Here is a 17186-nt window from a genome sequence, read left to right as displayed (position 1 = left end):
CACTCAAGCTGGTTTTCAGATGCCCTGCGGCGCCGGCTCCAGCTCATTGCTGCTCATGCCCACGGCAAGGCCGGCCCGCAGCGACTCCAGGGCGGCCTGGTAATAGGCTTTTCCGGCATCGGACTGGGCGAACTCGACGAACTGCTCCAGCTCCGGGTCGCTGAGGTCGCGATAGACGTGCAGCAGGGTGTTGTCCAGATCCTGTTCGATCTGCGTCATCAGGCGCTCGCGCTGGCCATTGAGCAGCCCCTGAGCCTGACCACCGCCGAGCAGGCCGGGAATCATCTGGCTGAGGCTGTCGGCCGCGACGCCGGCCAGCGCCAGGCTGACTTCGGCGCCGGCCTCTTTCGCCGGCAGCGCCTGGGCCAGGTGGCGAATCAGCAGACGGCGAGTGGCGTCGGCATCGGTACGTGGCAGGCCATTGGCGTACTTGGCCAGTTGATCACTGCGTGTGGCCAGCGTCTCGGCGGCGACGATCTTGCGACCCAGTGCGGATTCGAAGAAGGTCAGCGCCGGCTGCGGGTCGGCCAGTTGCAGGCGCAGGCTGTTTTGTGCGCGTTGGTCGATGGCGGCAGCGGCGAAGCGGTGATTGCTGTTATCCACCAGGGCCTGGAACACCGCCGGAGGCAGGGTGCTGCGGTAGCGCTGCTGGGCCGCGTCGAGCGCCTGGTTGAAATGTTCGCGCTGTTGCGGCCAGCCAGCAGCCTGATACAGGCGCAGGTGATCGTCGGCCAGGGCCGGCAAGGTCAGGCCAATCAGCAGCAGGGCAAACAGAACGCGCATCGAGAACTCCTTGGCAAACTTTCCGAGCCGGCCGCAAGGTGCTGCGGCCCGCTATTTTCGGTGGCTGAAAGGGGCTTGTCGAGCTATGTCTAGCGGCTAGCCGGCGCTGTACAATCGCGCCATGACAGAACCCCGCCAGCAAGACCCCTTTTCCAGCCTTATCGACGACCTTGCCAGCCAGGGCTGGTCGCAGCGGGCGTTGTTCGCCCCAGAGGGTCTGACCCGCGAACTGGCTGCTGAGTGCCATAAGCGTGAGCGCCGTGGCGAGCTGAGTGCCGCCAGTGTTGGTCGCGGCAGCGCCCAGCAGGTGCAGGAAGGGATTCGCGGGGACCGCATCCAATGGCTGGAGCCTGGTCAGAACCAGGCTTGTGACCAGTACCTGCATCTGATGGATGACCTGCGCCAGGCCCTCAATCAGGCGCTGTTTCTGGGGTTGGAAGACTACGAGTGCCACTTCGCCTGCTACGAGCCGGGGGCTTTTTACCTGCGTCATCTCGACCGCTTTCGCGACGACGATCGGCGCGCGGTGTCGGCGGTGCTCTACCTGAACGACAGCTGGCAGGCCGAACAGGGCGGGGCGTTGCGCCTGTATCTGAGCGATGGCCGCGAACATGACGTGCTACCCCAGGCTGGCACCCTGGCGCTGTTTCTCTCCGGCGATATGCCCCACGAGGTGCTGCCAGCCACCCGCGAGCGGCTGTCGCTGACGGGCTGGTTCAGGCGTCGCGGCACCGACGTGCTGTAAGGCTCGGCGTCCCCTGTTCAGTGGCCCCAGACCTTGATGGTGCCGTTGATATCGCGCAGGTCGCGCAGCGCGACATTACCAATGCTGCTATTGCCGATATAAACATCACTGGCCACTCGCGCGCGGATCACCAGTTTGCCCAGTGGGCCGAGTTGCTGGTTGATCGCGGTCAGATTGGGCAGTTTCAGTTGCAGCTGGCTCTGACCGTTGCTGCCCTTGACCACATCCACCTCCAGGGTCGGCACCTCCAGGCCCAGAATTGGCACGCTGGCGCCTAATTGAGCGGGGGCCAGGGCATAGCCATCGCAATCGCTGGGCTTGAGGCAGCCGTTGTCGATCTTCACGTTACGCAGCGCCAGGCTACCGCCGTCGTCCTGCCAGCGGATTTCGTCGATACGCGCCATCAGGTCGAGGCGGATGGTGATGCCGGCCTGGCCACTGATCTGACTGAGGCTTTCATCTTCCAGCGCCTGCAGCGCGGCCTCGGCTGAAGAAGCGAGCAGCGCCGTGCAGCACAGCAGCGGCAGGAAAATCGTGCGAAGTGGTTTGGACATGGACGGGAACCTCCCTGATTGTCTGCGCCAGTCTGGTTGTGCTCCTTTCGCAATGCCATGGGGCAACGCCGCTTCCCGCCGAAGGATAGGCCGCAAGGTCGCGGCAGGCGGGCTTTGCGGGGCATTCGAGGGCTGCCGAAGAAAGGGCTGACGGCGGTGTTACCGGCGGTTACCCTGACGAGCTTGATGGAGAGTGTCGATGCAGAAGATTCTGGTCAGCCGCTGCCTGCTCGGGCATCGGGTGCGTTATGACGGTGGTGCGCATGGTCCTTTCGACCAGCTTCAGCAGTGGCTGGACGAGGGGCGCGTCGTCGCGCTTTGCCCGGAAGTGGCGGGTGGTTTGCCAACCCCGCGCCCGCCTGCGGAAATCCGCGGCGGCCAGGGTGGGGCAGTACTGGATGGTCGGCTGCCAGTCCTGACGATTGATGGTGAAGATGTCACGGCAGCCTTCGTCGACGGCGCCGAGCAGGCGCTGGCGCTGGTGCGCGAGCACGGCATCCAGCTTGCCCTGCTCAAGGCGCGCAGCCCCTCGTGCGGCAATCTGGAGAACTACGATGGCAGCTTCAGCGGTTTGCGCGTGTCGGGCGAGGGGGTGACCGCCGCCCTGTTGAAGCGAGCCGGGGTGACGGTGTTCAACGAGGCGCAGTTGGACGAAGCGGCAGCCGAATTGACGCGGCTGGAACAAATTGGCGCTTTAGAGTCGTAGGAGCGAGCTCTGCTCGCGAACATGGGCAGCTTCGCGAGCAGAGCTCGCTCCTACATATCCGTCCGCGAGATAAAGAAAAGGGAGGCCGAAGCCTCCCTTTGTTCATTTCTGCATACCGCCGGGGCTCGCGAGCTAGAGCGAGACAAGGCGGGAGCGACCGAGGAGCGCGGAGTTTGCGTCAGTAAATGAGCATCTCCGAGGTCGTTCCCAACGCCGTATCGCCGACGCGCAGCAGCTCCGGTTTAGAACAGAACGCGGCTGCGGATGGTGCCATTGACGTGCTGCAGCTTCTCCAGCGCCAGGTCGGAGTACTCGGCGTCGACGTCGATCACCACATAGCCGACCTTGTCGTTGGTCTGCAGGAACTGGCCGGAGATGTTGATGCCGTTGTCGGCGAAGACCTTGTTGATCTCGCTCATCACGCCAGGGACGTTCTCGTGGATGTGCAGCAGGCGGTGTTTGCCCGGGTGTGCCGGCAGGGCCACTTCAGGGAAGTTGACCGAGGACACCGAAGTACCGTTGTCGCTGTACTTGACCAGCTTCTCGGCCACTTCCAGGCCGATGTTGGCCTGGGCTTCTGCGGTGGAACCACCAATGTGCGGGGTCAGGATCACGCGATCCAGGCCACGCAGCGGGCTTTCGAACTCTTCGTCGTTGGACTTGGGCTCGACCGGGAACACGTCGATGGCGGCGCCGATCAGGTGCTCGTCCTTGATCGCCTGGGCCAGGTGGTCCAGCTCGACCACGGTGCCGCGTGCAGCGTTGATCAGGATGCCGCCTTTCTTCATCGCGCGGATTTCCTTCTCACCGATCATCCACTGGGTGGACGGCAGCTCCGGTACGTGCAGGGACACGATGTCGCACAGGCCCAGCAGCTCGTACAGGTCACCGATCTGCGTGGCGTTGCCCAGTGGCAGTTTGGTCACGGTATCGTAGAAGAACACCTGCATGCCCATGGCTTCGGCCAGAACCGAGAGCTGAGTGCCGATGGAACCATAGCCGACGATACCCAGCTTCTTGCCACGGATTTCGAAGGAGTTGGCTGCCGACTTGATCCAGCCGCCACGGTGGCAGGAGGCGTTCTTCTCGGGAATGCCGCGCAGCAGCAGGATGGCCTGGGCCAACACCAGCTCGGCCACCGAACGGGTGTTGGAGTAGGGGGCATTGAATACGGCGATGCCACGCTCGCGGGCAGCGTCCAGATCGACCTGGTTGGTACCGATGCAGAAGCAACCGACGGCGACCAGTTTCTTCGCACAGTCGAAGACTTCGGCGGTCAGCTGGGTGCGCGAGCGGATACCGATGAAGTGGGCATCGGCGATCTTTTCTTTCAGCTCTTCGCCTGACAGCGCGCCCTTGAGGTACTCGATGTTGCTGTAGCCGGCGGCCTTCAGAGTGTCCACGGCATTCTGGTGGACGCCTTCGAGAAGAAGGAACTTGATCTTGCTCTTGTCGAGAGAGGTCTTGCTCATCGGAGTACCTGTTGTCCCAGGGATGTTGTCAGGGAAGGGCCGAGAAACTCAGCCAGCGCCCGCAAATCGCCGCATGGCTCGATTCGCGGGGTGCGTATGCTAGCATGTTCGCCTTTTTCAATGCTCGGTTGCGACCTGAATGGTTCTCAGGGCGACCATGAATCCTTTGAGAGTTCCGTAGATGACCACCTCCGCCCAGATCGAAGAGCTGAAGACCCTGGTTGAGCCCGGCAAGGTGCTGATCGATGCCGATTCCCTGGAAACCTTCGGCAAGGACTGGACCAAGCAGTTCGCCCCGGCACCTTCTGCCATCGTCTTCCCCAAGACCACCGAGCAGGTGCAGGCCATCGTACGCTGGGCCAATCAGCACAAGATCGCGCTGGTGCCGTCGGGCGGCCGCACCGGTCTGTCCGCCGCTGCGGTGGCGGCCAATGGCGAGGTGGTGGTGTCGTTCGACTACATGAACCGCATCGTCGAATTCAACGAATACGACCGTACTGTGGTCTGCCAGCCCGGTGTAGTGACCAAGCAGCTGCAACTGTTCGCTGAAGAGAAGGGCCTTTATTACCCGGTGGATTTCGCTTCGTCCGGTTCCAGCCAGATTGGCGGCAATATCGGCACCAATGCCGGCGGAATCAAGGTGATTCGCTACGGCATGACCCGTAACTGGGTGGCCGGGCTGAAAGTGGTCACCGGCACTGGCGAGCTGCTGGAGTTGAACCGCGACCTGATCAAGAACGCCACCGGCTACGACCTGCGCCAGCTGTTCATCGGCGCGGAAGGTACGCTGGGCTTCGTGGTCGAAGCGACCATGCGCCTGGAGCGTGCACCGAAGAACCTCACCGCGATGGTACTTGGCACACCTGACTTCGACTCGATCATGCCGGTGCTGCATGCCTTCCAGGGCAAGCTCGATCTGACCGCCTTCGAGTTCTTCTCCGACCGCTGCCTGGAGAAGATTCTCGGCCGTGGCGATGTGCCGGCGCCGTTCGATAGTCGCACGCCGTTCTATGCCCTGCTGGAGTTCGAGGCATTGAATGAGGACGTGGCCAACGAAGCCCTGGCCACCTTCGAGCATTGCGTGGAGCAAGGCTGGGTGCTCGACGGCGTGATGAGCCAGAGTGAGCAGCAACTGCAGAACCTGTGGAAGCTGCGTGAATACATCTCCGAAACCATCAGCCACTGGACGCCATACAAGAACGACATCTCCGTCACCGTCAGTCAGGTGCCGGCGTTCCTCAAGGACATCGATGACATCGTTTCGGTCAACTATCCGGACTTCGATGTGCTCTGGTATGGCCATATCGGTGACGGCAACCTGCACCTGAATATTCTCAAGCCCGAGAATCTGGCTAAGGAAGACTTCTTCACCAAGTGCGCGCTGGTCAACAAGTGGGTGTTCGAGACCGTTGAGAAATACAACGGCTCGATCAGCGCCGAGCACGGCGTCGGCATGACCAAGCGCGACTACCTGCAATACAGCCGCTCGGCAGCCGAGATTGCCTGCATGAAAGCGATCAAGGCGGTATTCGATCCCAACGGAATCATGAACCCCGGCAAGATCTTCGCCTGACGAAAAAACGCCCATCCGACCGATGGGCGTTTTCGTATGCGGTGCACGACGGCGCCACCTCGTTTAAGGTACGACGTCCGGCCACAAGCCGAGCCATCCACAATACGAACAACACAGGAGTCGGTGATGAGCTATCAGCACCAGTACGTCGACGGAACCACCGTCCACTTTCCACTTGGCAAGGTCGTTTGCATCGGCCGCAACTACGCCGAGCACGCCAAGGAACTAAATAACCCGGTGCCCAGCGAGCCTTTGCTGTTCATCAAACCGGGCTCCTGTGTGGTGCCGCTCGATGGCGGTTTCGCCATTCCCGAGGATCGTGGTTCGGTGCATTACGAGGCGGAAATCGCCGTGCTGATCGGCAAGCCGTTTTCGAAGAAACCCGATGCCGAGGAAGTGCGTGACGCCATCAGCGGCTTCGCCCCGGCCCTGGATCTGACCCTGCGCGACGTGCAGGCCAAGCTCAAGGAGAAGGGCTATCCCTGGGAAATCGCCAAGAGCTTCGACGGTGCCTGCGTACTGGCGCCCTTCGTGCCGGGCGATGCCATCGAGGACCTGGCCGATATCGGCATTCGTCTGGTGATCAACGGCGAAACCCGTCAGGACGGCAACAGCCGCGACATGCTCAACCCCATCGTCACGATGATCCAGCACATGGCCGGACATTTCGCCCTGCAGCCGGGCGACGTCATCCTCACCGGCACGCCGGTCGGCGTTGGCGCGCTGAACAAGGGCGATGAGCTGGTGTTGGAATTGGTCGACCACAGTAGTTTCACCAGCCGCGTGCTATAAGAGGCAGTCAGCGTGCCCGAGCGCTGAAGTCAGCCGCCGTCCATCGGACGGCGGAACTCCCCCTCGACAGTGGATGTCGGATTGCCATTACGCAGCCGAGTTGCCGTCGATGCCCGCTCTCCTTCATACGATTCGCCGCCCCCGCTACTGGCTGTCTGGCTTGGTAGTCGTTGCTTTGGGCACCTTGGCGCAGACCCAGCATTGGGATGACCGTGCTCAGTTATGGTTGCAGGAGCGCTCGACGCCGCTGATCGATCGTCTGGCCAGTGTCTGGCTGCCGGGCTATCGCGCGGTGATCCAGGCCAAGGCCCTGACCGGCCTGGAGAAGGACGAGACCTCGGGGCTGACCTACAACCCACTCACCGGCACGCTGTTCACCGTCACCGGCAAGCATCCGCTGTTGGTGGAGTTGTCGCGCGAAGGTGAAGTGCTGCGCCGGATCGAGCTCAAGGGTTTCGCCGACCCTGAAGGCGTGGAGATGATGGACAACGGCCGCATGGCCATCGTCGACGAGCGCCGTCGCCAACTGACGACCTTCACCCTGGGTGACGACGATCTCGAACTGGACGCAGCCAACTTTCCCGGCTTCGACCTGGGGTTCGCCGAGGCAGGCAACAAGGGTTTCGAAGGACTGGGCTGGGACTCGCGTAGCCACAGCCTGCTGCTTGGCAAGGAGCGCGGTCCGCTGGGCTTGTTCAGTTTGCCTTTCCCGGGTGGTCACGCAGGTCAATTGCAGCCGCTGATGGCTGGCAATCTGGGCGTGCGCGACATTTCCTCGCTCAGCGTCGATGAGCGTACGGGTCACCTGCTGGTGCTGTCCGACGAGTCGCGCATGCTGCTGGAACTGGATCGCAGCGGTCATCCGGTCAGCTTTCTCAGTCTTACCGGCGGTCTCAACGGCCTGGAGCAAGGCATCAAGCAGGCCGAGGGCGTAGCCATGGATGAGGAGGGCAACATCTATATCGTCGCCGAACCCAACCTGTTCTATGTCTTCAGCAAGCTGGCACCGGATGCTGGTTGAGCGTCCGTGACGGATTCAGTTTCGCTTAAGCGTCGATTCAGTCTGGCTTCAGCTAGCGGCACTAATCTGACCCCGTCACTTACGAACAACGAGGTTCACACCATGAAACGTACCGCTCTCGCTCTGATGGTTCTGCCGCTGCTCAGCACTGCTGCTTTCGCCACCGGTTATACCGGCCCGGGTGCTACCCCGCAGGTCACCACCGTATCTGCTGCACTGCAAGCTGCCGACGACACTCATGTCGTACTGGAAGGCCAGATCGTCAAGCGTCTGCAGGACGAACTCTATGAGTTCAAGGACGCCACCGGCACCATCCAGGTGGAAATCGATGATGAAGACTGGCCGGGCCAGAAAGTCTCGGAAACCGCCAAGGTGCGCCTGACCGGTGAAGTCGACAAGGACTTCAACAGCCGCGAGATCGATGTCGATCGCGTCGAACTGATCAACTGATCGCGATATTCCGCCCGCCCGCCACGTTAAGCCCGTGGCGGGCTTTTCCGTGGTAGTCAGAGAAACTCATCATGCGTCGTCTGCTCTCCATCAACCCCTGGCTTTATCTGCTGTTGTTCGTGCTGTTGATTGGAGCCGTGCTGGGCCAGCAGTATCGGTTGTTCGAGCGAGCCTGGTTCTCCGTGCAAGAGTGGCAGCACGGTGCGCAGTGGCGCGAGCAGTCACTGTGGCTGGGCGACTACCGCGTGGTGATCGAGGCCAAGCCCATTGCCGATATCAGTGATGTCTCGGCGCTGACCTACGATCCGGATCGGCGCAGTCTGTTCAGCGTTACCAACAAGCCGGCCAAGGTGATCGAGATGAGCCTGGACGGTGAGCTCAAGCGCACTATCGACCTCGAGGGTTTTGGTGATCCCGAGGCTATCGAGTACGTGGCGCCCGGTGTCTACGTGATCGCCGACGAGCGCGAGCAGCGTCTGGTCAAGGTACGTATAGACGACGCCACGCGGGTGATCGATGCCGCCGACTTCCAGCAGCTTTCCCTGGGGATCGGCCGCAATGGCAACAAGGGTTTCGAGGGCCTGGCCTACGATGCGAAGAACCAGCGTCTGCTGGTAGCCAAGGAGCGCGACCCGGTGCGCATCTTCGAAGTGTTGGGTTTCCCCCATGTCGACGAGAGCAAGCCGCTGGCGCTGCAGGTCAATACCGACCCGAAGCGCGACGCCCGGTTGTTCGTGCGCGATCTCTCCAGCCTGGATTTCGATACGGCGACCGGACATCTGCTGGCGCTGTCGGATGAATCGCGCCTGGTGATCGAATTAAACGCCGACGGCAAGCCTGTCAGCACCCTGTCGTTGCTGCGTGGCCAGCATGGCCTGCAGCGCAGTGTGCCGCAGGCCGAAGGTGTGGCGACCGATGACGACGGCAACCTCTACCTGATCAGCGAGCCGAACCTGTTCTACGTGTTTAGGAAGCAGAACGATTAGCAGGCCGCTGAAAAACTGCCTGCGTTGGCAATACTGCGTTAAAAACGGCCTCGCGTGCGAGCCCAGTCAAAATGCTCATTTACAGCTTGTAAAGTCGAGCGCGACTCCGACCGTTTTTCGGCCGTTTTTTGCGGGGCCGCCATCGGTATTGTCTTGCCTGCCTCGTCTACGTTTTCAGCAGCCTGCTAGCCCGTCTGGTCATCCGTTTGCGCATTAGGTGCATTCTTCTGCACCGATTCGATGCCGCTCTTGCAACTGGCGGCACTGGCATACATCTGGCTCTGCCCGACCACCTGGCCATTGGTGGCTTTGAGCAGGAAGTAGTGCTTGTCGTTGCTCGAGGTCTTGGTCTCGAAGGCGCCCTCGCGTTGTGAGTTCTTCTTCACCGACTCGATGCCGTTCAGCGCCGAGTCCTTGGCCTTGTACATCTCGCTACTGAGGATGACCTGGCCGTTGCTCGCCAGCAGGTTGAAGTGGAACTGGCCGTCTTTGGCCTGTTTCAACTCGAACTTTCCAGACATGTTCATTTCTCCCCGGGGGGCCCGGCGGTATGCCGAAGCGGTGCTCTGCAAGCGTAGTCCATCAATGTGAATGACTCTTGCCGACATGGGTATGGCCGTCGTCCGGTAACGGCTGCACGCCGCCGCTGACATTGAGCTGGCGCAGAATGCCGCAGTCCTCTGCTTCCTGTGGGCCGTTGCAACGGTCGCGCAACTCGGCGAGTTGGTCGCGCAGAGCCAGCAGGCTGTTGATGCGCGCCTCGACGTGCTCGATATGTTCGTCAACCAGGCTGTTGATGCCGGCACAGCTCTCGTGCGGCAGGTCGCGCAGCGCCAGCAGGCGCTGAATCTCCTCCAGGGTCATGTCCAGGGTGCGGCAATTGCGGATGAACACCAGGCGCTCCAGGTGCGGGGCGCCGTACAGACGGTAGTTGCCTTCGCTGCGTGCGGGCGCCGGTAGCAGGCCTTCGCGCTCGTAGTAGCGCACGGTCTCTACCTGGCAGCCGGCTTTTTTCGCCAATTCTCCGATTTTCATTCAATCGCCTCCTTGGGTGCTTGACCCTATAGTGACTACAGGGTGTGTACTCGGCAACAGATACCTCAGGGAGATTTGCCATGAGCCGTTGCTGCGACCATTCGCACGAACAGCCGCCCGTACACGCCAAGCATGATCACGACCACCGTGAGCATGATCGCCAGCCCGTGCCGCCGTCGGCAGATGAGCCGTTAGCTGGGGCGGTGAATACCCGCATCCGCATCGAGCAGATGGACTGCCCCACGGAGGAGCGCTTGATTCGCGACGCCTTGGGCCGGCTGCCCGGTGTGGCCGCTCTGCAGTTCAACTTGCTGCAGCGCGTGCTTACTGTGAGCCATGACGAAGGCGTCCTGGCGCAGGTGCTACCTGCCATCAGCGCATTGGGCTTTACCCCGCAGGTCGAGGGTGAGAGCGCCGCGCCACAGCCAGTCGCTGCGCCTGCGAAAAAGCCCTGGTGGCCGCTGACGCTTGCCGCTGTGTTGGCAACCGCTTCGGAGGTCGTGCATTTCGCCACGCTAGGTCCGGATTGGCTGGCGGCGCTGCTGGCCGTCGCGGCCATCGGCCTGTGTGGGTTGAACACCTACAAAAAGGGCTGGATCGCCCTGAAGAACCGCAACCTCAACATCAACGCCCTGATGAGCATCGCCGTGACCGGTGCCGTGTTGATCGGCCAGTGGCCGGAGGCGGCGATGGTCATGGTGCTGTTCACCCTGGCGGAATTGATCGAGGCGCGCTCTCTGGATCGCGCGCGCAACGCGATTCGCGGCCTGATGGATCTGGCGCCACCGCGTGCCACGGTGAAGCAGGCTGACGGCAACTGGCAGGAAGTCGATGTGCAGGCCATCGACCTCGGCGCCGTGGTGCGCGTGCGGCCTGGTGAGCGCATCAGCCTCGATGGTGAAGTGGTCGGTGGTTCTTCGACGGTCAACCAGGCGCCGATCACCGGAGAAAGCCTGCCGGTGGAAAAACGTGCGGGTGATCCGGTCTTCGCTGGCACCATCAACGAAGCTGGTTCACTGGAGTTTCGCGTTACCGCTGCGGCGCGCGACACCACGCTGGCGCGAATCATCCATGCAGTGGAGGAGGCGCAAGGCTCGCGTGCTCCGACCCAGCGTTTCGTCGATCAGTTCTCGCGCATCTATACCCCGGCGGTGTTCGCTTTCGCCCTGGCGGTGGCCGTGCTGCCGCCGCTGGTCATCGGCGGCGCCTGGTTCGACTGGATCTACCGCGCCCTGGTGCTGCTGGTGGTGGCCTGCCCCTGTGCGTTGGTGATATCTACCCCGGTGACCATCGTCAGCGGGCTGGCGGCGGCGGCGCGCAAGGGCATCCTGATCAAGGGCGGCGTGTACCTGGAGAACGGTCGGCACCTGGCCCAACTGGCGCTGGACAAGACCGGCACCCTGACCCACGGCAAGCCGGTGCAGACCGACAGTGTTCATCTGCTGGACACGGATGAGCCGATCCACGCCGTCTGGGCAGCGAGCCTGGCCGCGCGCTCGGATCACCCGGTTTCCCGAGCACTGGCTCTGCGCGCGCAAGAGCAGGGGCAGGCACTGCATGAGGTCGAGGGCTTCGAGGCGCTACCAGGGCGCGGCACCAAGGGCATAGTCGATGGCAAGCTGCTCTATATAGGTAACCATCGCCTGGTCGAAGACCTCGGGCTCTGCTCCGCGCAGTTGGAAGAGCGTCTGGAGGCGCTGGAGCGCCAGGGCAAGAGCGTGGTGGTGCTGTGCAACGAGCAGCGCGCGTTGATGCTCTTCGCCGTCGCTGACACGGTGCGGCAGACCAGCCGCGAGGCAGTCGCCGAACTGCACGAACTGGGCGTGCGCACCTGTATGCTCACCGGCGATAACGCCCATACCGCTGCGGCCATCGCCGAGCAGGTCGGCGTCGACGAGGCGCGTGGCGACCTGCTGCCAGCGGACAAACTGGCCTGGGTCGAGGCGCGCCAGGCGCAGGGTAAGGTCGTCGGCATGGTTGGTGATGGCATCAACGATGCCCCGGCGCTGGCCAAGGCCGAAATCGGTTTCGCCATGGGCGCTGCCGGCACCGACACCGCCATCGAGACTGCAGATGTCGCGCTGATGGACGATGATCTGCGCAAGATCCCGGCCTTCGTCCGTCTGTCCCGGCAGACCCACGCGATACTGCTGCAGAACATCGTGTTGGCGTTGGGCATCAAGGCGATATTCCTGGGCATGACCCTGGCAGGCGAGGCGACCATGTGGATGGCGGTGTTCGCCGACATGGGCGTGAGCCTGCTGGTGGTGTTCAACGGCCTGCGCCTGCTGCGCAAATGAGGGAGGCCACCATGCATGTGGAACTGAGCAAGGCCATCGATGAAGTCTTCGCCCAGGCGACGCGGGCTCTTGGTGACCGTCGCAACGCCGAAGCCCTGATGTGGCTGGAGCGCGCGCATATCCTCACCCAGCGTCGCCCTTGGCTGCATGCGCGTTCGCATTGGTTGATGCTGCGGGCTGGCTGGCAGCTGGGGGATATGCGCGAGGTGTCAGGTCAGATTCCGAGGATCGTCGCAGCCTTGCTGTTCTCGCGTATCTGGGTGCCCATCGGTAACACCGGGCGGGCGCGGGTCAGTGCGTTTCAACCGATGCCGATAAGCGAGGAACTGCGCCGCTTGCTGGAGTAGGCGGCGCATTGGCAGGCTCCGTAGCCCGGATGCAATCCGGGAGCATTGCGTCAGGCATCCCCGGATTTCATCCGGGCTAGGTTCTAGCGTTTGAGTTCTTTCACGCCGTCAGCGGTGCCAAGCAGCAGTAGGTCGGCCGAGCGGGCGGCGAACAGGCCGTTGGTGACCACGCCGACGATGGCATTGATGTCCGCTTCCAGCTTCACCGGGTCGACGATCGACATGTTGTGCACGTCGAGAATGATATTGCCGTTGTCGGTCAGCACGCCTTCGCGGTACACCGGATCACCGCCCAGTTTCACCAGCTCGCGCGCCACATGGCTGCGCGCCATGGGGATGACTTCCACCGGCAGCGGGAACTCGCCCAGCACCGGCACCAGCTTGCTGGCGTCGGCAATGCAGATGAAGGTCTTGGCTACGGCTGCGACGATCTTCTCGCGAGTCAGCGCGGCGCCGCCGCCCTTGATCAGGTTCAGGTGTTCGTCGCTCTCGTCGGCGCCGTCGACGTAGAACTCCAGGTCGCTGACGGCGTTGAGGTCGTATACCGGGATGCCATGGCCTTTCAGGCGTGCGGCGGTGGCTTCGGAACTGGCCACGGCACCGTCGAACTCCATCTTGTGCTTGGCTAGCGCGTCGATGAAGAAGTTGGCGGTGGAGCCGGTGCCGACGCCGACGATGCTCTTGCTGTCGAGGCGCGGGAGAATATGGTCGACGGCGGCCTGGGCCACAGCCTGTTTCAGCTGATCCTGGTTCATCGCGGGGGAATGCCTGGGAGGATGGGGAACAAGGCGCGAATTATAGCCGCAAGTGCTGTGCTGACGGGGCAAAACCCGTGCGTTTCGTATGGTCGCCCGGCGTGACGCTGGGGTAGACTCGGCAGTCCCTCCAAGCCCGAACGCCTGCGAAATCGCCATGCTCGAACAGTACGTGAAGAAGATCCTCACCTCGCGCGTCTACGACGTCGCGGTGGAAACCCCGCTGCAACCCGCCCGTCAGCTCAGTGAGCGACTGGGCAACCAGATTCTGCTCAAGCGCGAGGATCTGCAGCCGGTGTACTCGTTCAAGATTCGTGGCGCCTACAACAAGCTGGCGCAACTGTCGCCTGAGGAGCTGGCGCGCGGCGTGGTCACCGCCTCGGCCGGTAATCACGCGCAGGGCCTGGCCCTGGCCGCCAAGCACCTGGGCGTGAAGGCGACCATCGTCATGCCGCGCACCACCCCGGAGCTGAAGGTGCAGGGCGTGCGTTCGCGCGGTGGCAAGGTGGTGCTGCACGGCGACGCCTTCCCTGAGGCGCTGGCGCATTCGCTGAAACTGGTGGAAGAGAAGGGCTACACCTATATCCACCCGTACGACGATCCGCTGGTGATCGCCGGCCAAGGCACCGTGGCCATGGAACTGCTGCGCCAGCACCAGGGCCGTATCGACGCCATCTTCGTGCCGGTGGGCGGCGGCGGCCTGATCGCCGGCATCGCGGCGTACGTGAAGTACCTGCGCCCGGAGATCAAGGTGATCGGCGTCGAGCCGGACGATTCCAATTGCCTGCAGGCCGCCATGGCGGCTGGTGAGCGCGTGGTGCTGCCGACGGTCGGGCTGTTTGCCGATGGCGTAGCGGTGGCGCAGATCGGCCAGCACACCTTCGACATCTGCAAGGATCATGTCGATGAAGTGATCACCGTCAGCACCGACGAGATCTGCGCAGCGATCAAGGACATCTACGACGACACCCGCTCGATCACCGAGCCGGCCGGTGCACTGGCCGTGGCCGGGATCAAGAAGTACGTCGAGCGCCAGGGCGTCACCGGCGAGGTGCTACTGGGCATCGACTCAGGCGCCAACGTCAACTTCGACCGTCTGCGCCATGTTGCCGAGCGCGCCGAACTGGGCGAGAAGCGCGAGGCGATCATCGCCGTGACCATTCCCGAGCAGCCGGGTAGCTTCAAAGCCTTCTGCGAAGCGGTGGGCAAGCGCCAGATCACCGAATTCAACTATCGCTTCCATACCGACCGCGAAGCGCACATCTTCGTCGGCGTGCAGACTCACCCGGAAAACGATCCGCGTGCCGCGCTGGTCGAGGGCCTGCGCGCCCAGGGTTTTCCGGTACTGGACCTGACTGACAACGAGCTGGCCAAGCTGCATATCCGCCATATGGTCGGTGGCCATGCTGCCGGCGTGGGTGACGAGATGGTGCTGCGTTTCGAATTCCCCGAGCGGCCGGGTGCGCTGTTCAACTTCCTGCAGAAGCTGGGCGGACGCTGGAACATCTCGATGTTCCACTACCGTAACCATGGCGCTGCCGATGGTCGTGTGCTGGCCGCGCTGCAGGTGCCGGAAGACGAGCGGCACCTGGTACCGGCGGCGCTGGATGCCATCGGTTATCCCTACTGGGATGAAAGCGAGAATCCGGCCTACAAGCTGTTTCTCGGCTGAGCACGGGTAGGGCGGGTTTACCCGCCGCCGCGTTCTGGCGGGTTGCACCCGCCCTACTTAGTAGCCGAATAAAAGGAAGCCTCGATGGAACACTATCTGCTGGTCCGTATTCTCCACAGCGCCCCGGGCGTTTTGCTGCTGCTCGGCTTGATCGCCCATGGCGTCATGCTGTTCAAGGCGCAGCGTGGTGGCGATGCGGCTGTGCTGGCGCGCAAGCTGCGTGTGACCCTGCTGTTCAGCTTCCCGGCATTCGCCGTGCTGGCGCTGAGCCTGCCGATCACCGGCTACTGGCTGGTGGACACCGCCGGCTGGCCGCTAGGGCAGACCTGGCTGCTGCTGGGCAGCATTCTCTATGCGCTGACGATGCTGCTGGGTTTGCTGCTGGCTGGCCGCCTGGCGGTCTGGCGTGCGCTGGGTGATACGCCAGCACCGACAGCGCTGAAGCGCCTGTGTCTGATCTATGCCGGGCTGATTTTGGTATTGCTGATCGCGATCATGGCGTTGATGGGCGCCAAGCCGGTTTAAAGCAGCCGCAGAGCGGCTTCTGCTGACCCTCTCCCGTCGGGAGAGGGTGCCCGAGAGGCGGGAAGAGGGTCTGTGATTCGAGGCATCTCGACTGCCAAGCCTTCGTAGGGTGTCGCGGGGCCGCCCAGGCTGTGCGCACCGGCGATAGACGAGGTGGGCCCTGGTGCGCACGGCGCACCCTACGTCATCTCAGCGCAGCGAAATCACCGGCCAGCCGCGCTCGGTGGCGGTGGCGCGCAGCACGTCATCCGGATCGACCGCTACCGGTTTGGCCACGGCCTCCAGCAGCGGCAGGTCATTGCGCGAGTCGCTATAGAAGTAGGCGCCGTCGAGGTTGTACCCCGTCTCTGCCAGCCATTCGTTCAGTCGGGTCACCTTGCCGCCCTGGTAGCACGGTATGCCGGTGATCTGCCCGGTATAGCGGCCGTCCTGCATGCCACATTCGGTGGCGATCAGCGTTTCCACGCCCAGGCGCTCGGCGATGGGCGCGGTGACGAAGCGGTTGGTGGCCGTGATGATCACCAGCTTGTCGCCAGCAACGCGGTGTTCGGCCAGCAGCGCTTCGCCCTTGGCCAGGATGATCGGCTCGATCACTTCGGCCATGAACTCGCGGTGCCATTGCGCCAGTTGCGCCATGTCTGTGCGGCCGAGAATGGCCTGGCTGAAGTTCTGGTAGGCCACCACGTCCAGCTTGCCGGCGCAGTAGTCGGCATAGAAGGCGTCGTTGCGGGCCAGATACTCGGCTGCATCGACCAGGCCGCGCTGGCAGATGAATTCGCCCCAGCTGTGATCGCTGTCGCCAGCGAGCAGGGTGTTGTCGAGATCGAAAAGGGCCAAGCGCACGGTTCTATACCTGTCTGCAAAAGGGGGAGGGGCGCCAGAATAGCCGCTTTGCTGGGGCTTTCAAACTGCGCCTAAACCCGCGTTGCTGCTCGCGCCGGCTTTGTGGAACAATGCCGGAACTTGCGTGTACGAGGTTGCTTGCCGTGATCGATTCTGATGGTTTTCGCCCGAATGTCGGCATCATCCTGACCAATGATGTCGGCCAGGTGCTCTGGGCCAGGCGTATCAACCAGGATGCGTGGCAGTTTCCCCAGGGCGGCATCAATGATCGTGAATCGCCGGAAGAGGCGCTTTACCGTGAACTGAATGAAGAGGTCGGGCTCGAAGAGCAGGATGTGAATATCCTCGCCTGCACCCGAGGCTGGTTGCGTTATCGTCTGCCTCAGCGTCTGGTGCGCACGCACAGCCAGCCGCTGTGCATCGGGCAGAAACAGAAGTGGTTTCTGCTGCGTCTGACCGGAGCAGAAGAGCGTGTGCGCATGGACCTGACCGGCAAGCCCGAGTTCGATGGCTGGCGCTGGGTCAGCTACTGGTACCCGCTGGGCCAGGTGGTCACATTCAAGCGCGAGGTCTATCGCCGCGCGCTCAAGGAACTCGCCCCGCGCCTTTTAGTGCGCGACTGATACG

At 62.8% G+C, this 17186-nt stretch carries 19 protein-coding genes; 12 read left to right on the top strand and 7 right to left on the bottom strand.

Annotation, left to right across the window (positions count from 1 at the left end):
- Nucleotides 1–15 precede the first annotated feature (15 nt).
- Nucleotides 16–783: a hypothetical protein gene (locus BM059_RS14405; protein ID WP_074939479.1), complete on the bottom strand. Its 768-nt coding sequence runs from the start codon at nucleotides 781–783 to the stop codon at nucleotides 16–18.
- Between the two features lie 121 nt (nucleotides 784–904).
- Between BM059_RS14405 and BM059_RS14400 the strand changes: the two genes are divergently transcribed.
- Nucleotides 905–1528, top strand: a complete 624-nt coding sequence (locus BM059_RS14400) for a 2OG-Fe(II) oxygenase (RefSeq protein ID WP_037001199.1) — start codon at nucleotides 905–907, stop codon at nucleotides 1526–1528.
- Between the two features lie 17 nt (nucleotides 1529–1545).
- Here BM059_RS14400 and BM059_RS14395 read toward each other — a convergent pair whose 3' ends face one another.
- Complete coding sequence (locus BM059_RS14395; protein ID WP_074939478.1) at nucleotides 1546–2082, bottom strand: DUF6160 family protein; 537 nt, start codon at nucleotides 2080–2082, stop codon at nucleotides 1546–1548.
- Between the two features lie 199 nt (nucleotides 2083–2281).
- Between BM059_RS14395 and BM059_RS14390 the strand changes: the two genes are divergently transcribed.
- Nucleotides 2282–2788 carry a 2-thiouracil desulfurase family protein gene (locus BM059_RS14390; protein WP_074939476.1) on the top strand — a complete coding sequence of 169 codons (507 nt, stop codon included), beginning with the start codon at nucleotides 2282–2284 and terminating at the stop codon, nucleotides 2786–2788.
- Nucleotides 2789–3030: 242 nt separating this feature from the next.
- Here BM059_RS14390 and serA read toward each other — a convergent pair whose 3' ends face one another.
- On the bottom strand, nucleotides 3031–4260 hold the full coding sequence (gene serA / locus BM059_RS14385) for a phosphoglycerate dehydrogenase (RefSeq protein WP_037001204.1): 1230 nt from the start codon (nucleotides 4258–4260) through the stop codon (nucleotides 3031–3033).
- Between the two features lie 181 nt (nucleotides 4261–4441).
- Between serA and BM059_RS14380 the strand changes: the two genes are divergently transcribed.
- From BM059_RS14380 to BM059_RS14360, 5 genes are all read left to right on the top strand, one after another.
- Nucleotides 4442–5833, top strand: coding sequence for an FAD-binding oxidoreductase (locus tag BM059_RS14380; RefSeq protein ID WP_074939475.1), 1392 nt, complete (start codon nucleotides 4442–4444; stop codon nucleotides 5831–5833).
- A 126-nt stretch (nucleotides 5834–5959) separates the two neighbouring features.
- Nucleotides 5960–6625, top strand: coding sequence for a fumarylacetoacetate hydrolase family protein (locus BM059_RS14375; protein ID WP_074939473.1), 666 nt, complete (start codon nucleotides 5960–5962; stop codon nucleotides 6623–6625).
- Nucleotides 6626–6734: 109 nt separating this feature from the next.
- Entirely contained in the window at nucleotides 6735–7646 is a 912-nt protein-coding gene (locus BM059_RS14370) for an SdiA-regulated domain-containing protein (protein ID WP_074939471.1), read from the top strand.
- A gap of 102 nt (nucleotides 7647–7748) precedes the next feature.
- Complete coding sequence (locus BM059_RS14365) at nucleotides 7749–8096, top strand: NirD/YgiW/YdeI family stress tolerance protein (protein ID WP_037001212.1); 348 nt, start codon at nucleotides 7749–7751, stop codon at nucleotides 8094–8096.
- Between the two features lie 71 nt (nucleotides 8097–8167).
- Nucleotides 8168–9082 (top strand): SdiA-regulated domain-containing protein, encoded by a 915-nt coding sequence (locus BM059_RS14360; RefSeq protein ID WP_074939470.1) that lies wholly within the window; start codon nucleotides 8168–8170, stop codon nucleotides 9080–9082.
- A 185-nt stretch (nucleotides 9083–9267) separates the two neighbouring features.
- On the opposite strand, the gene BM059_RS14355 is transcribed toward BM059_RS14360, so the two are convergent.
- A complete protein-coding gene (locus BM059_RS14355) occupies nucleotides 9268–9603 on the bottom strand; it encodes a YegP family protein (RefSeq protein ID WP_074939468.1) in 336 nt (111 codons plus the stop codon).
- A 61-nt stretch (nucleotides 9604–9664) separates the two neighbouring features.
- Complete coding sequence (cadR, locus tag BM059_RS14350; protein WP_074939467.1) at nucleotides 9665–10117, bottom strand: Cd(II)/Pb(II)-responsive transcriptional regulator; 453 nt, start codon at nucleotides 10115–10117, stop codon at nucleotides 9665–9667.
- An 80-nt stretch (nucleotides 10118–10197) separates the two neighbouring features.
- On the opposite strand from cadR, the gene BM059_RS14345 reads away from it, so the two are divergent.
- Together BM059_RS14345 and BM059_RS14340 are read left to right on the top strand one after the other, a co-directional pair.
- Nucleotides 10198–12417, top strand: a complete 2220-nt coding sequence (locus tag BM059_RS14345; RefSeq protein ID WP_074939465.1) for a heavy metal translocating P-type ATPase — start codon at nucleotides 10198–10200, stop codon at nucleotides 12415–12417.
- 11 nt (nucleotides 12418–12428) lie between these two features.
- Nucleotides 12429–12764, top strand: a complete 336-nt coding sequence (locus BM059_RS14340; RefSeq protein ID WP_074939464.1) for a DUF3703 domain-containing protein — start codon at nucleotides 12429–12431, stop codon at nucleotides 12762–12764.
- 83 nt (nucleotides 12765–12847) lie between these two features.
- On the opposite strand, the gene rpiA is transcribed toward BM059_RS14340, so the two are convergent.
- Nucleotides 12848–13519, bottom strand: a complete 672-nt coding sequence (gene rpiA / locus BM059_RS14335) for a ribose-5-phosphate isomerase RpiA (protein WP_037001222.1) — start codon at nucleotides 13517–13519, stop codon at nucleotides 12848–12850.
- 88 nt (nucleotides 13520–13607) lie between these two features.
- Between rpiA and ilvA the strand changes: the two genes are divergently transcribed.
- Both ilvA and BM059_RS14325 read left to right on the top strand, forming a co-directional pair.
- Entirely contained in the window at nucleotides 13608–15191 is a 1584-nt protein-coding gene (ilvA, locus tag BM059_RS14330) for a threonine ammonia-lyase, biosynthetic (RefSeq protein WP_074939462.1), read from the top strand.
- An 84-nt stretch (nucleotides 15192–15275) separates the two neighbouring features.
- Nucleotides 15276–15716, top strand: a complete 441-nt coding sequence (locus tag BM059_RS14325; protein WP_074939461.1) for a DUF2269 domain-containing protein — start codon at nucleotides 15276–15278, stop codon at nucleotides 15714–15716.
- 189 nt (nucleotides 15717–15905) lie between these two features.
- Here the strand turns inward: BM059_RS14325 and BM059_RS14320 are convergent, their stop codons facing one another.
- Nucleotides 15906–16559 (bottom strand): histidinol-phosphatase, encoded by a 654-nt coding sequence (locus BM059_RS14320; protein WP_074939459.1) that lies wholly within the window; start codon nucleotides 16557–16559, stop codon nucleotides 15906–15908.
- 143 nt (nucleotides 16560–16702) lie between these two features.
- On the opposite strand from BM059_RS14320, the gene BM059_RS14315 reads away from it, so the two are divergent.
- Nucleotides 16703–17182, top strand: a complete 480-nt coding sequence (locus BM059_RS14315) for an RNA pyrophosphohydrolase (RefSeq protein WP_037001230.1) — start codon at nucleotides 16703–16705, stop codon at nucleotides 17180–17182.
- Nucleotides 17183–17186 lie beyond the last annotated feature (4 nt).

The sequence above is a fragment of the Ectopseudomonas composti genome, from assembly GCF_900115475.1.
In the GTDB taxonomy this organism is placed as follows: Bacteria; Pseudomonadota; Gammaproteobacteria; order Pseudomonadales; family Pseudomonadaceae; genus Aquipseudomonas; species Aquipseudomonas composti.
Note: the sequence above shows the minus strand (reverse complement) of the source record. Positions and strands in the feature narration are given on the sequence as shown.

Bases quoted from the DNA above. Each gene is read 5' to 3' on its own strand.
- BM059_RS14360 (WP_074939470.1), top strand. From the start codon at position 8,168: ATGCGTCGTCTGCTCTCCATCAACCCCTGGCTTTATCTGCTGTTGTTC.
- BM059_RS14355 (WP_074939468.1), bottom strand. From the start codon at position 9,603: ATGTCTGGAAAGTTCGAGTTGAAACAGGCCAAAGACGGCCAGTTCCAC.
- BM059_RS14375 (WP_074939473.1), top strand. From the start codon at position 5,960: ATGAGCTATCAGCACCAGTACGTCGACGGAACCACCGTCCACTTTCCA.
- BM059_RS14405 (WP_074939479.1), bottom strand. From the start codon at position 783: ATGCGCGTTCTGTTTGCCCTGCTGCTGATTGGCCTGACCTTGCCGGCC.
- BM059_RS14395 (WP_074939478.1), bottom strand. From the start codon at position 2,082: ATGTCCAAACCACTTCGCACGATTTTCCTGCCGCTGCTGTGCTGCACG.
- BM059_RS14325 (WP_074939461.1), top strand. From the start codon at position 15,276: ATGGAACACTATCTGCTGGTCCGTATTCTCCACAGCGCCCCGGGCGTT.
- cadR (WP_074939467.1), bottom strand. From the start codon at position 10,117: ATGAAAATCGGAGAATTGGCGAAAAAAGCCGGCTGCCAGGTAGAGACC.
- BM059_RS14380 (WP_074939475.1), top strand. From the start codon at position 4,442: ATGACCACCTCCGCCCAGATCGAAGAGCTGAAGACCCTGGTTGAGCCC.
- rpiA (WP_037001222.1), bottom strand. From the start codon at position 13,519: ATGAACCAGGATCAGCTGAAACAGGCTGTGGCCCAGGCCGCCGTCGAC.
- ilvA (WP_074939462.1), top strand. From the start codon at position 13,608: ATGGTCGCCCGGCGTGACGCTGGGGTAGACTCGGCAGTCCCTCCAAGC.
- BM059_RS14390 (WP_074939476.1), top strand. From the start codon at position 2,282: ATGCAGAAGATTCTGGTCAGCCGCTGCCTGCTCGGGCATCGGGTGCGT.
- serA (WP_037001204.1), bottom strand. From the start codon at position 4,260: ATGAGCAAGACCTCTCTCGACAAGAGCAAGATCAAGTTCCTTCTTCTC.
- BM059_RS14340 (WP_074939464.1), top strand. From the start codon at position 12,429: ATGCATGTGGAACTGAGCAAGGCCATCGATGAAGTCTTCGCCCAGGCG.
- BM059_RS14365 (WP_037001212.1), top strand. From the start codon at position 7,749: ATGAAACGTACCGCTCTCGCTCTGATGGTTCTGCCGCTGCTCAGCACT.
- BM059_RS14370 (WP_074939471.1), top strand. From the start codon at position 6,735: ATGCCCGCTCTCCTTCATACGATTCGCCGCCCCCGCTACTGGCTGTCT.
- BM059_RS14400 (WP_037001199.1), top strand. From the start codon at position 905: ATGACAGAACCCCGCCAGCAAGACCCCTTTTCCAGCCTTATCGACGAC.
- BM059_RS14345 (WP_074939465.1), top strand. From the start codon at position 10,198: ATGAGCCGTTGCTGCGACCATTCGCACGAACAGCCGCCCGTACACGCC.